This is a genomic window from Spirosoma fluminis (assembly GCF_054778895.1).
In genome coordinates this window covers 190252-203107 of record NZ_BAAGZD010000013.1, presented here as the reverse complement: position 1 = coordinate 203107, position 12856 = coordinate 190252, and the positions used below count along the sequence as shown (strand labels likewise).

Below are 12856 nucleotides of genomic sequence, written 5' to 3'. Positions count from 1 at the left end.
TTCGTCGCGCACCTGGTTAGCTGTTAACTTCCTCTTTACCATGACTCTTATCCATAGCTTATGGGCCATTAATGGCCTGGCTTTTTTGATCGCTTTCTATTTTTTTCTAAACGGGTTACGTGGCGCAACCAGAAGCGCCTATTTCAGCACCTGGTTTATGATCCTGAAGGGGCTCGCCCTGGGTTCGGCTGGCAGTTACCTGTGTTTTGCTTACCAGTACCAGGCGTTAGCCCTTTCCCTGGCTTCCATTCCGGCAACGGCTGTGCTAATCGTGACCACTTGTTTTTTATTGCTGATGTCGGTGATGTTACAGGATAAAGACAAAATCAGCTGGCGCTAATTACACGGTGTTACCTTGGCTATATGATTGATGCTTTGCCTGTTCAGGCTTTAGCTTGCTGTTGCTAGCTATTCTGAGTGGAGTCGAAATGGTCCGTCGTAGTGGGATTATGCGGCAGCAAGGTACGCAACTACATTATTTAGTTAGAGCAAGGGCACTTTTACGATAAACTCAGTGTCGGTTTCGCTAATTTCAATATTGTGCTGACTGAGGTACTGGTACAGGGACCGAAGGCTGGCAAGTCCCTGCTTATTTGACGATTCGACGAAGCTTTTCCGCTGCAACGTATTGGCGACGCACAACTGGTTAGCATCCGTAAAAATGCGGATAATAAGCGGACTCTCGTCGGCGATGATGTTATGCTTAATGGCATTTTCGAGCAGATTCTGAATCGTTACGGGCACAATACGGTAATCTAAGTCGGCCTCGGCCACATCAATGATAAACTGAATCCCCTCGTTGAAGCGGGCGGTTTGCAGATCGATGTAGTGCTGCACAAAATTCAGCTCTTCCGTCAGGCTGACCAGTTCCTTATCCTTGTTCTGGAGGATATACCGGTAGATAACCGATAACTTCCGCAGAAACTGCGAAGCCTGCCGGGGATTGGTGATGATGAGGCTATTTAGCGATGTCAGGCTGTTGAACAGGAAGTGCGGATTCAAATGGTTAATCAGGTTCTGGTACTGAATTTCCGTTTTGTCGCGCTCCAGCCGCGAAGCCTGCACCTGTAAATTATGCAGTTTCGCCGTCTGATCGGCCCGGTACCGAATAAAGCCCAGGAACAACCCCAGCCCAATCATAATGACCAGTGTCCAGAATCCATCCGTTCGGTAAAAAGGCGTATCGATGTGAATGGCCACGGTACTCACCGGCGTTTCAAGGCCGTTAGCCGCCACCGCCTTGACCGAAAATGTGTAGTCGCCACCCGGAAGCCGACCGTATGCAGCGACTGTCTGCGCGCCCACGTCGATCCACGCGTCGTCGTATCCTTCGAGTTTATAGATGTACCGGTACGGGTGCTGGTTCAAAGGCGACAGCACCGAGTACTGAATCGTAAACGCGTTGTCGGTGCTTTTTAACTGCACCGACGGCGATGGGCCCTGCAACAGTTGTGTCGTATCGGGCAGCGTAAGGCTGTTAATCAGCACGCGCTCGCGATTTCCCTTCGGAATCAGCTTTTCGGGTTTAAATTCGATCACGTAGCCTTTCAGAGCCGCCAGAATATGGCCGTTACGTAGCGGGGCGAGGATATTAATGTATTCCAGGTTCGCTTCGCTGAATGGAAGTGAGAAGTTAAAGAACCGGTTTTTAGCGGGTGTGAACACCGAAAATTTATTGTAAGCACCGACCCAGATATTCCCGAATCGATCGGGTAGAGCGGCCCAGCAATGGTCATAGCCCAGCCCTTCGCTCTCCGTCCAGTTGCGATACTGTCTCCGAATGGGGTTATACCGTATTAATCCGTAGCCGTTGGCCGCCAGCCAGAAATAACCGTCCCGATCCTGCGTGAACGACGCGATTTCCCGTTCATAATCCCCACGTTCGGGCTGACCTTCCAATAGAAACGCTTTATGCTGCGCCGAAAGGCGGGCAAACCCTTCCGGGTACAGATCAAGCCATACGGTATTGTTGTGATCAACAAGAGAATATCGTACCGTAAATCGGGGGTCGTCGGACGAGGAGCGGATGGAATACGTTGTCCATTGACTCGTATCGAGGTCGTAGCAAAGCACCTGTTTCCCTTTTCCCGATACCCACAGCCGGTTCTGCTGCCGTAGATAGCTGCGCCAGTTCGGGTTCGTGCCGGTCGGCATCGGAATATTGGTGAATGTTTTGGTCTGCTTGTTGAAGCGAAACAGGGCGTACTGGGTACCCACGTACAAATCGTCTTCGTATTCGACCAGACCTACTACCGGCAGGCCATACGGATACTTGGCGGTTGCGTCCGGCAGCTTGTAAACGGCCAGCTGATTCCTTCGGGAGACGTAATGCATGAGTCCGCGAATCGACGTACCGAGCCACCACGACCGATCCGAATCTTCCAGAATCTGCACAATACCCCGTTCGTCGTTCAGCGGAGGAAACATGGCTCCCAGGTCATACACGTCATAAAACGCCTGCTCGGGGTTAGTGCAGGATATGCCGTTGACGGTGCCGAGCCAGACGGAGCCGTCGGGTTGCTGCCAGCCCGTCCAGAAGAAATCGGCGGCAATCGACGTAGCCTGCGCACCATCGTGCATGAGCTGCGTCATCCGGCCCGTGCTGGTCTCGACGTGAAATAGGATGTAGTTCCACGAGCTGGTCCACAAATTATGCTGCCGGTCCACAAAGATGGTCGCGATATCGAACACATCGCGTTTCGACTGGGTCACCGGCCGGTACTGACTAACGATCTGCCGCCTGCGGAGGTCATACGTGATAATCTGCTGGTCGGTATTGTCGGCAAAAATCAACCGCTCACCGTCCAGAGCCAGGGCGGAGGTGTAGTGTTCCTGAAAAATGGGCAACTGCTGCGGGTTGTTCCGGTGGTTTTGAAACGTCAGCTGATCTACATCGATGTACTGCAATCCGCTCCGATCGGCCATCCACAGCCCGTTCCTGGTGGGGTCCTGAACCAGCCCGTTTTTGGATATTCGGCTGGTGACGGTCAGGGGCATGTTTTGCCGGGTCTGCGATACGCAGGTGATCGTTCCGGTCTTGGTCTGGTACCGGTACAAGCCCATCATGTAGCTGGTAAACCACACATCGCCGTTCCGGTCGGTGAGCACATTGTTGCAGAACCCCAGCGGGCGCTTATCGACCTGGACGATGTTCCGAAACTGCCCCGTTGCTTTTACGTAACAGCAGATTCCGTTTTCAACGGCCATCCAGATATTGCCCTCACCATCTTCGCATAAATCGTGCACCGTGTTATGCAGCAGCGAATTGGGATTGTTTCGTTGGTGCTTAAAGGTAATAAAGTGCCCGCCATCGTAGCGGTTCAGTCCGTCGAACGTACCGATCCATAGAAACCCATCGCGATCCTGAAGAAAACAGTTGATCAGGTTAAAGGACAGCCCATCTTTCTCCTGAATATGCCGGAATTCAAACTGAGCGGGCCGCTGCTGAGCTATTCCCCGGCCGAACCCGCTCAGAAACGCCAGTAAAATCAGCACCCGTCCGAGTGATCGACCACTCATTTTTCCAGCCATTTCTTGAACGAAGGAGCTTTATCCCGGCTGATTTCGACGATAAACTGGTGGTTTGGTACTTTTAAGCTCAGGTGAAGTTTCAGATTGGCTAATCCTTTGAGGCTCTGCACGGCCTGTAAACTCACCAGACAATGCCGGGTAGCCCGGTAGAATTGGGTGGGGTCGAGCCGCGCTTCAATTTCGTCCAGCGAATCGTAGTCGATAATGTACCGCTCGCCGGTCAACGTAACCATAAAAATAAGCTGATCGCGAACGATATACGCAATGTCGGCTGCCTTAACCGGTACCAGGCTGTTGCGTAACGTACCCAGAAAATACTCTTTGTACGTCGGTTTGACCGCCGATGGCGAGTGACTGATCACCTCCATCAGCTTGCGCACGTCAATGGCGACCTTCCCCTGGGTTTGGGTCAGCGTTCGGGCTTTTTCAATAGCGCGTTTGAGTTCATCCCAGTCGACGGGTTTGAGCAGATAATCGATGCCGTTGGTTTTAAAGGCCCGAATCGCGTACTCGTTATAAGCCGTAGTAAAAATGATGGGGCAGGACAGCCGGTATTTCTCGAAAATATCGAAGCTAACGCCGTCTGACAGTTGAATGTCAGCGAAAATCACATCCGGCTCGGCGTTGTCGGCAAACCAGCGCAGGGCGGTTTTTACGCTGCCCACGGTGCCGATAATCTTTACGCTGGAATCAACTTCAGCGATGCTGGCGATCAGTTCCTGAGCCACCAGTTTTTCGTCTTCAATAATGAGTGCATTCATGGTACGATGCGTCAACGGGGTAAAGCTTCCGATTTTAAGGGGTTCAGGCAAAAAAGTAATTGTCAACGGCTCGAAGCAGGCCGCCAACGACGCAGAACCGGCTATGAATCGCAGCGTATCCGAATTGAAGCTACGCAGCCGGTACGTATCACCCCACGATTGACAGGCCGAATTCGATGATTCACCGCTAAATTTTAGTAGATGCGGGCCAGAATGAAGTGCATCGCCCTATCGAACGCGATACGCATTTAACCTATAAATTCATTACCAATCAAACAAATTGCACTCATCAAACGGATCTGGCGATTACTACGTCATATTGATCCAGCGCTTCTGGGCGAAGTCTTTTACGAATACCTGTTCATTCAGAATCCCAACCTGCGTCGCCTGTTCACGGGCCCAATGGATGCTCAATATCAGAAGTTCGTGGCGATGCTCAACGCCATGGTTGCCGGTATTGAGCAACCGGCAACCATGCTGACGGTCATTCAGCCGTTAGGCCAGCGTCATGCCACTTACGGAGTCAGGCCCAGCCGCTACGATGCTGTGGGCGACGCCCTGCTGTGGACCCTCAAACGCGGCCTCGGCAAGGACTGGACAACCGAAGCCAAAACTGCCTGGAGCAGTTGCTGCCAGGCGCTTACTCAGTTGATGCTGGCAGGGCCAAAAGCTGACGCCCAGCGGGGTCGCGCGTCGGCAAATACACACGAAAACAATGTGAGTTGTGGATACTTTAGGAATTAGTATTCTGTTTACTAATAGATTACACTGGAATGCCAACGTTTCTTTAACAGCTTACCCCGGTAATTCACGTTAAAACAATACAGTCTCCCGATTAGTCCCAGCACTCCATGATAAGCAGATCGCCCGTTTCGGCCGAGACGCGAACGAACCCATCCGTTGCGACTTCGTTGCTGTTGCCGGTGCGGTAGCCCAGCGTGAGCGTATCGTTGATCAGGTTGTATTTGAGTCCGCTGGTATGCAGCCCCGTTACGGTTCCTACCGGAATGAGCGAGATGGGCGTACCGGCTTCGTACCACTTTTCAAAACGCCCAACCAGCGGAAAAATCTTGGAATAGTTGTCGAGCATGACCAACCGAATCTGGTCTTTATACCGGACAAGGTTGGTCATGTTGGTCAGGCTGTGATCGGCCCGTCGGCCCGTGGCCCAGACGATATTCACAGCCGGAAATTCCCGGCTGATCAGGAACTCGATTCCTTTTTCCAGGTCAGTTTTGTTCTGGTCGGGCGCATGAACGATCTCCACTGGGTACTGCTGCGCCCGGATGCCGTCCAGGTCCAGGCTCCCGTCGAAATCACCGAGCAAGACGTCTAGTTTTATACCTAAGTCAAGAACCCGCCAGACGGCGCTGTCGAGCACAACCACAAACGGGCTCCATTCCAGTAACTGACCCAGCAGTTCAGGGTCGCAGGCTTCGCCGTTGGCAATCAATAAAGCAGGCTCCTGCCTGTCGCGGACAATATGATGAGAGGACATAGATTAAGAAATAACCTGCGCAGCCGTTGCCAGATACGCGATGCATTCGAATACGTAGTACGCATCCTGTTAGTACTGTTTCCGATTCTCCATGGCGATCCACTCCTGAAAAACCGCATCGGCTTCGTCCCGTAACAGTTGTTGCATGGGAATATGGCGTTGTTCGCGTGGCCTGTTGAGTTCTTCATAGATGAACTGATCATCGAAACCGGCTTCGGCTGCATCGGTATGAAAAGCCCCGTACACGATACGTCCCGGACGCGCCCAGTAAATGGCACCGAGGCACATGGGGCAGGGTTCGCAGGACGCATAGAGCGTGCAATCGGTCAGTTGAAACGTATTGAGATGACGGCAGGCGTCCCGAATGGCCACCACTTCGGCGTGGGCGGTTGGGTCGTTGGTAGACGTCACCTGATTACACCCCCGCCCGACAATTTCATTTCCGCGAACTATCACGGCACCAAATGGGCCGCCCTGTCCGGTGTTCATGCCTTCACGGGCCAGTCGGATGGCCTCGCGCAAAAAGTGTTCGTCCTGATGTATCATGAATTAACTCCTGAAATCGGTTACCAGCGCTTGAAGCGTGGCTCTGTATTCATTAACGGCTAGCTGGGCGTCGGTGTTTTTCTGCAATGTCGCTGGTGCGAGCGTATCGCGCAACTCTTCGTATAGCTGACTGATCTCGGTCAGGCTCGCCATCAGGGAGTCCCGGTCCGGTGTAGCCACCGTTTTCCGTAGCCGGTCCATCTGGTCGGCATTGAGTACGGTTTCGATCCGGCGTACGCCCCTCGGCAGGGCTCCCTGGCTGAGCTGGAGCATCGGACCAATCACCATACTTCGCACGAACGAGATAAAATCCAGCGCTTCAAAATACTCACCCCGGCCGATCTTCAATAAAGCGTAATGCATCCAGATCCAGAAGCGATCCTCGGTTGTCTGATAGTCAAAATCCGGATAGTGGGCGGTTGATTGATCCAATACGGCGGTCAGCTGCCCCATCTGTTCCCAAAGTACAACAGGGTTTTCGACCCGGTGGCAAAATTCATCCAGTGTCAGAAACTTGATGTCGACATGCAGTATTGACGGGCTATAAAGGGCAATCAGCAGACGCGGCTCACCAACGTGGTCACCCCGGAACGAAGCCAGCATCGTTCCCAGCCGGGCAGCGTACGCTCGCATCCGGTCCAGGTCAGGTGCCACGTTGGCCGTAGTTACGACGACAAGATCGAGGTCTGAATAAGCGTCCAGCTCAGCCGAAGCCCACGACCCGCCGGCCGCGAGACCAATGGTTTCGGGATCGTGTTGGATGGTATTGATAACCTGATCGAGGAACGATTGGAAGGGTAGCCGATGGGCTTGCATAACGGGTTGCGATTAGTAAATTATCGCAGAACGGTCCGGTTTTGAAATTAGTTCGGCCACCAGGGCGATGTTTGGGCAAACGAGGTTGGTTCGGCGCTACGTAACCCAGTTGATAACTCTGCACGGATGTAGTGATCCGGAATTGGCGAAAATTGCTAGCTTACCTCCTATTGTGACGCTACTTACCCCTTTTCACATGATTCGATTGTATACACTTGCTACGTTGCTGCTATTCGTGTCGACAGTCCTGCTGGCTAAACCAAAGCCCAGCCCGGACGAAGTGCAGATTCGCCAGGCTCTCGATTCAACCTCGGCGGGCTGGAATAAAGGAAAGCTGGAGCAATACCTGGGCGCATATACGCCCGACGCGCAGGAGATGGGCCCCAACGGGCCGCGGGGTGGCGTGGAGGTCATCGAAAACACGATGAAGAACGGCTTCTGGAAGACAGGGTGTCCGCTGCAGAAACTCCGTTACGAACACGTCAATGTGCGGATGCTGGGCAAACGTAACGCGTTGGTTACGGGCCAGTTTGTGCTCAGCGGAGCCAACAGACCCGACCGTACCGGCTGGTTCACTACGGTCTGGGAGAAAACCAAAGACGGCTGGCGAATGATCTTCGACCACTCCTAGTTGTAGTCCAGCGGGGCTTTACCCTGGTCAAATACTATTTTATAGGAATCGCTACGCCCACCCCCATCGGCGACGCACCAATCAACTGTATTTCCTGTTTATCGCCCCGATTCTTGACTATAAAGTAATTGACCAGGTCGAAGGCCAGCAAAAAGCCGCCTTGCAGCATGATCGACTTACCATAGCCGCGCAACTGATCAGCCTGGGCGGGGCGGTTTTTCGCCCGTTCCTGCAAATAGGCACCGCCCAGTACGTAAGCGACATCCAGGCCCGCGTTTACGAGCAGCACCTGCTTGAAGTTCTCGTGCTGCCGTACTGCCTGACCTAGTGTTTCGCCAGCCGACTTTCGCGAACCGAGCAGACCTAGGCCCGCAATGCCGAGATTAACCAGGTTCCAGTACAGGTTCATGCGGTGGAAATACTTCGTTTCGCCCGTTGTCTGCCCAGCAGCAATAGCCCCTACGCCAATGTTTGCCAGGGCGTAGCTGCCTAGTGTCAGGCCCAGCGTTTTCTGGTGGCGGATTCGCTGCTCACTGAATTGGCGTAAATCGGCGGCCGGAGCAACCCGTTGCGCCAACGTAGCACTGCCCAGCAAGACCGACCCGGCCGTCAGCACCAAACGTCGAAAAGGATTCATCGTGATCATAAAGGCTCAACCCGGCGTTACGTCCGGATGTTTCACAAGCCTAACCGCACCCGCGTTTGAGGGTCATTTACGTTGGTCAGTTCGCGGCTATCGGGCACGTTGAGCATCTGAACGTTATTACGTTGCAATAGTCGACGCGGTGAGTATTCACCCTGGGCAACGGCCGCTTGCAGTATAGGCCAGAATTGAGGTTCGTAAATACCAAGCAGAGGCTCGGGTTCCCGCCCGTCGGTGTCGTAAAACACCGTAGCCAACTTTGCCGGATTGCGGCCCGCGACCAGTGCATCGAGCGATTGGCTGGTCAACAGAGGCATATCGCAGGGAACAACCAGCCAGGCCCGCTCGGGTGCTTGCTGAAAGGCCGACAGGATGCCGTTGAGCGGACTCGCGACGTCGAAGGCGTCAACAATACAGGGTTGCTCGGCACCAGCGAGTTCATGTGCCTGATCGGCGTTCACCGACCAGTACACCCGTTCGCAGTACGGGCGTAACAGATCAGCGAGGTAGTCGCGCTGGGGCTTACCGTGGTAGTGTAACGTCGCCTTATCCTGCCCCATCCGGGAACTGCGTCCGCCGATCAGAATTAGTCCATTAGGCTTAGTCACGGCGAAAATCACGTTTACCCCCGGTCTTCTCCATCAGTTTTGTTTCGCGGATAACGATGTCGTGCGAGAAGGCTTTGCACATGTCGTAAATGGTTAGTGCGGCCACCGATGCCCCCACCAGGGCCTCCATCTCGACGCCTGTTTTGCCTTCGGTCGACACCAGACAGTCGATCACGGCATCCGTTCCGTTCAGATGTATGGTGATCTGGCAATTTTCCAGCCCCAGCGAATGACAAAGTGGAATCAAATCGTCGGTGCGCTTGGCCGCCATCGTGCCGGCAATAATGGCGGTCTGAAACACCGGCCCTTTCTTGGTTTGTATATCGTTGGCGGTCAGGTGCCGCGAAATATCGGGGCCCAGCGCCACCACAGATCGGGCACGGGCGGTCCGGCGCGTAACGGTTTTACCGCCTACATCGACCATAGCGGGGTTACCTTCGGCATTCAGGTGCGAAAAGCTCATAAAATCAGTATTCACGTAGAGACATATACTTGCCTGACGGCAAAGATGTAACTTCACGGGCATTATTTAGTGTTCGTTATTTTTTATCTGCTGCCATGCAATCTGTCGCCGAAGCGTTTGCCATCACTCAACAGCATCTGTTAAACCTGCCCGCCGAATCCATTTCACTGACCGAAGCCAAGGGCCGGGTTTTGCGAGAAGCGGTCCGGGCCGACCGTGACTTCCCTCCCTTCGATCGGGTCGCGATGGACGGGATTGCCATACGATTTGCGGATTATGCAGCCGGACAACGTAGTTTCCGGATTGTGGGTATGCAGCGCGCCGGGCAGCCGCAGCAGGCGCTGACCGAACCGGGCACCTGCCTGGAAGCCATGACGGGCGCAATGGTGCCCACCGGAGCCGATACGATTGTGCGGTATGAGGACATTCGCTCTACGGCCGATCAGGCGCTGGTGCTACTGAACGACGTACAGGCTGGCCAACATATTCATCATCAGGCCACGGACCGGCGGGCGGGCGATGAACTCCTGCCAGTTGGCACCCGACTGGGGCCACCGGAACTAGCCGTTGCGGCTTCGGTTGGTCAAACGCGGGTGTTGGTTACAGCCTTGCCCAGCGTTGCGCTGGTATCGACGGGCGATGAACTGGTCGACATTGGCGATACGCCCCTCGCCTACCAGATCCGACGCTCCAATACGTACATGCTCCAGGCAGCCCTGGCGTCCGTTGGCATAACCGCCACCTTATACCACATTGTCGACGACGAAACTCAACTTTACGAACGTTTACAGGCGTTACTGGCCTCAAACAACGTCCTGATTCTAAGCGGGGGCGTATCAGCGGGCAAAGCCGACTTTGTGCCGGACGTACTGGCTCGACTAGGCGTTCAGAAGCATTTTCATAAGATTGAGCAGCGCCCCGGCAAGCCGCTCTGGTTTGGTACCTCCGCCCGAAACACCGTCTTTGCCCTGCCGGGTAATCCGGTGTCGACGGTTCTTTGCTTTTACCGCTACGTCCTGCCTTACGTATGGGCATCGCTTGGCGTAGCCTCCGCTCCGGTTCGATACGCTCAACTGGCGGCCTCCGTTACGTTCCAGCCTGCCGTTACGTATTTCCTGCCCGTACAACTCCGTTCGTCGCCCGATGGCCGTCTGCTGGCTCAGCCGTTACCGGGCTCTGGCTCCGCCGACTTTGCGAACCTGCTGGCCGCTGATGCGTTTATGGAGTTACCCGCTGACCAGTCCGAATTTCCGGCGGGCGAAGCGTTTCAGATATGGCAGACCAGGCTATAAATTCGCCCTGCGGGTGTGTTTGCCGCTTTATAAGGCGACGGCCGACCGTAAAATTAAAATTCATCATACCGATAAGCTCCGCCTGAATCAAACCAAATATTGCCATCAGTAGCATCTAAAATCCCCCAAAGCATCCCTTTACTTCCTTCATATTTCGACTTTATCTCGGTAACAGTAGCTTTCTAGTAGACAAGGATTTTTGACAACAACGGAAAAGCGTCCAATCATTTTCGATGTTTGGTTTTAGCCACAGAAAGTCAGAAAAGCAAGCATCAAGAACAAAGTATAGACGGGAAAGTATTTTATCGTTTTAATTTTTTAAGGATTTCAAAAATCCAAAAGCTATTGTATTACAATGGCATAATTTGTTCTAGGTGAAGTCTACTGGATTCAGCTGTTATTTTTTTGCTACGATTTTTATAAAGAGTTTGACGTCGTCCGAAATAAAATCATCAGACTGATAAAGAGGCTTTTCTGATCTATAATCGATACCCCACTCGGTTCGATCAATGACCAGCGTGCCATTCATCTCAACGGTTCCGTCCATTCCGTCCTTAAAATACAGTTTGGCTGGAAAAGTAACTGCCTTCGTGATGCCTTCAAGGGTGAGGCTCCCTGTAACTTTTATATTTCCTTCCTTAACTCTTATACTTCCATCAGTTGGAACTTTTGCATTTTCATCATTTCCCATTTCAACCTTCGTAATTACGAAGGTTGAAATGGGAAATTTTTTGACATCAAAAAATCCGGGTAGTTTATTGTATGAACGTTGATCATCAAATTTTTGCTCAATCGTACTCATGTCGACTTCAACTGCACCGCCCACCAGATGACGGTCGCTTCGGCGATCCGATTCGATCAACAATTCTCCTTTCACCAGATCGACATCCCCTTTAATGGTACCATCATTTAGTAACACAGAACCTTCCCATGCACCAAGTAGATAAGACCCTTTCCAGATGACAACACTTTGCTTCGTATCGATGCTATATTTTTTCTGACCCGTTTTATTATAAAAGTCCGTAATGGTCTGTCCATCATACCGATACACGCCGGTCGCATCGCCAAACCAAATACTCCCGTCGTTTGCTTCCAAAAGCCCATAGAAAGCCTTCCCCGACCTAATTTCGGTTACAATGGGCTCCTTGCTATACAGGGACGTTGCATCATAACGGGAAAGGGCCTGGACCGTCCAATTAGCAGGATTCACCGGACCTGTAGTCCAGATGTTCCCTTTTTTATCCTGGATTATAGCGTAAGCACCTCGCTCCGATACCTTCGTAAAGGTACTGCCGTCATAGCGATAGAGCCCACCGGTATTGCCTCTAAAGCCATTGTAGCCGCTGAGCCAAATAGTGCCTTTTCGATCTTCCATTATGGCCCAAACGCCGAGAAAGGGTTCGCCCTTATGGGTTAACGTAGTAAATTTTTTCCCGTCATACACGAATGCGTCGCCCCTGGTGCCAACCCACAATTTCCCGGTTTTATCTTCAATGATTGTATTAATCTCATTATTCCAATGTCCTTCTTTATAAAAAAGCGGGGCGTTCGGAGATGTAAAATTCCGAAACGATTTCCCATCGTAACGGCTTACGCCACCTCCAGTCCCGAACCAAATAATGCCGGCTTTATCTTCGTAAACAGACATGACTTGATTGTTGGCAAGTCCCTCCGTGGTCGTGAAATGTTGAATAGCTTTCCCGTTGTCATAATAAACACCTGAATCAGTAGAAGCGAACCAGATATGGCCTTGCCGATCTTCCAGAACATCCTGGAATTTGTGCTGACCTAGTTTACTGGTAAGGTTAGTAAACGATTTTCCAGCTGCCCGTCTGGGATCGTATCGAAACACATCACCAAATGATGAGTTATTCGGCCCAGCGATCAAAATGGTGCCATTCCTGCCCTTTTTTATGTTACGAACCATTATGTTGGGCCCGATGTCTTTAATTTCGGACCTGATTTTTCCTTTTGGTTCTTTTGGTACGTTTGTTTGATTTTGTCCGCAGGAAGTGAGAAAAACAGACAGTAAGAGCAAAGCACATACGCGGGAGTAGTTCATCCTTT

General features: G+C 52.4%; 13 protein-coding genes. 4 read left to right on the top strand and 9 right to left on the bottom strand.

Annotated elements, in window-relative coordinates; translation table 11 throughout:
• Window positions 1-40 precede the first annotated feature (40 nt).
• Window positions 41-340, top strand: a complete 300-nt coding sequence (locus tag ACYVBJ_RS16760) for a hypothetical protein (protein WP_460983455.1) — start codon at window positions 41-43, stop codon at window positions 338-340.
• Window positions 341-483: 143 nt separating this feature from the next.
• Here ACYVBJ_RS16760 and ACYVBJ_RS16755 read toward each other — a convergent pair whose 3' ends face one another.
• Window positions 484-3519, bottom strand: a complete 3036-nt coding sequence (locus tag ACYVBJ_RS16755; protein WP_460983454.1) for a ligand-binding sensor domain-containing protein — start codon at window positions 3517-3519, stop codon at window positions 484-486.
• Window positions 3516-4292, bottom strand: a complete 777-nt coding sequence (locus tag ACYVBJ_RS16750) for a LytR/AlgR family response regulator transcription factor (protein WP_460983453.1) — start codon at window positions 4290-4292, stop codon at window positions 3516-3518. The genes ACYVBJ_RS16755 and ACYVBJ_RS16750 overlap by 4 nt, the downstream gene beginning before the upstream one ends.
• Before the next feature lie 255 nt (window positions 4293-4547).
• Here ACYVBJ_RS16750 and ACYVBJ_RS16745 point away from each other — a divergent pair, with 255 nt between their 5' ends.
• Entirely contained in the window at window positions 4548-5036 is a 489-nt protein-coding gene (locus ACYVBJ_RS16745; protein WP_460983539.1) for a globin domain-containing protein, read from the top strand.
• A 91-nt stretch (window positions 5037-5127) separates the two neighbouring features.
• Here ACYVBJ_RS16745 and ACYVBJ_RS16740 read toward each other — a convergent pair whose 3' ends face one another.
• The 3 genes from ACYVBJ_RS16740 to ACYVBJ_RS16730 all read right to left on the bottom strand — a co-directional run bounded on the left by ACYVBJ_RS16740 (window position 5128) and on the right by ACYVBJ_RS16730 (window position 7152).
• Window positions 5128-5790 (bottom strand): thiamine diphosphokinase, encoded by a 663-nt coding sequence (locus ACYVBJ_RS16740; RefSeq protein WP_460983452.1) that lies wholly within the window; start codon window positions 5788-5790, stop codon window positions 5128-5130.
• A gap of 69 nt (window positions 5791-5859) precedes the next feature.
• The gene (locus ACYVBJ_RS16735; protein ID WP_460983451.1) at window positions 5860-6336 is read right to left on the bottom strand and encodes a nucleoside deaminase; all 477 of its coding nucleotides are present in this window, start codon (window positions 6334-6336) and stop codon (window positions 5860-5862) included.
• 3 nt (window positions 6337-6339) lie between these two features.
• Window positions 6340-7152: a nucleotidyltransferase domain-containing protein gene (locus ACYVBJ_RS16730; protein WP_460983450.1), complete on the bottom strand. Its 813-nt coding sequence runs from the start codon at window positions 7150-7152 to the stop codon at window positions 6340-6342.
• 196 nt (window positions 7153-7348) lie between these two features.
• On the opposite strand from ACYVBJ_RS16730, the gene ACYVBJ_RS16725 reads away from it, so the two are divergent.
• A complete protein-coding gene (locus ACYVBJ_RS16725; RefSeq protein ID WP_460983449.1) occupies window positions 7349-7783 on the top strand; it encodes a YybH family protein in 435 nt (144 codons plus the stop codon).
• 34 nt (window positions 7784-7817) lie between these two features.
• Here ACYVBJ_RS16725 and ACYVBJ_RS16720 read toward each other — a convergent pair whose 3' ends face one another.
• From ACYVBJ_RS16720 to moaC, 3 genes are read right to left on the bottom strand one after another with little or no spacing between them, the layout of a single operon-like run.
• Window positions 7818-8420 carry a DUF6992 family protein gene (locus ACYVBJ_RS16720; protein WP_460983448.1) on the bottom strand — a complete coding sequence of 201 codons (603 nt, stop codon included), beginning with the start codon at window positions 8418-8420 and terminating at the stop codon, window positions 7818-7820.
• Between the two features lie 41 nt (window positions 8421-8461).
• Entirely contained in the window at window positions 8462-9034 is a 573-nt protein-coding gene (locus ACYVBJ_RS16715; protein WP_460983447.1) for an NTP transferase domain-containing protein, read from the bottom strand.
• Complete coding sequence (gene moaC, locus ACYVBJ_RS16710; protein ID WP_460983538.1) at window positions 9027-9497, bottom strand: cyclic pyranopterin monophosphate synthase MoaC; 471 nt, start codon at window positions 9495-9497, stop codon at window positions 9027-9029. The genes ACYVBJ_RS16715 and moaC overlap by 8 nt, the downstream gene beginning before the upstream one ends.
• Before the next feature lie 95 nt (window positions 9498-9592).
• On the opposite strand from moaC, the gene ACYVBJ_RS16705 reads away from it, so the two are divergent.
• Window positions 9593-10789, top strand: a complete 1197-nt coding sequence (locus ACYVBJ_RS16705; RefSeq protein WP_460983446.1) for a molybdopterin molybdotransferase MoeA — start codon at window positions 9593-9595, stop codon at window positions 10787-10789.
• Window positions 10790-11186: 397 nt separating this feature from the next.
• On the opposite strand, the gene ACYVBJ_RS16700 is transcribed toward ACYVBJ_RS16705, so the two are convergent.
• On the bottom strand, window positions 11187-12851 hold the full coding sequence (locus ACYVBJ_RS16700; RefSeq protein WP_460983445.1) for a two-component regulator propeller domain-containing protein: 1665 nt from the start codon (window positions 12849-12851) through the stop codon (window positions 11187-11189).
• Between the last annotated feature and the right edge of the window lie 5 nt (window positions 12852-12856).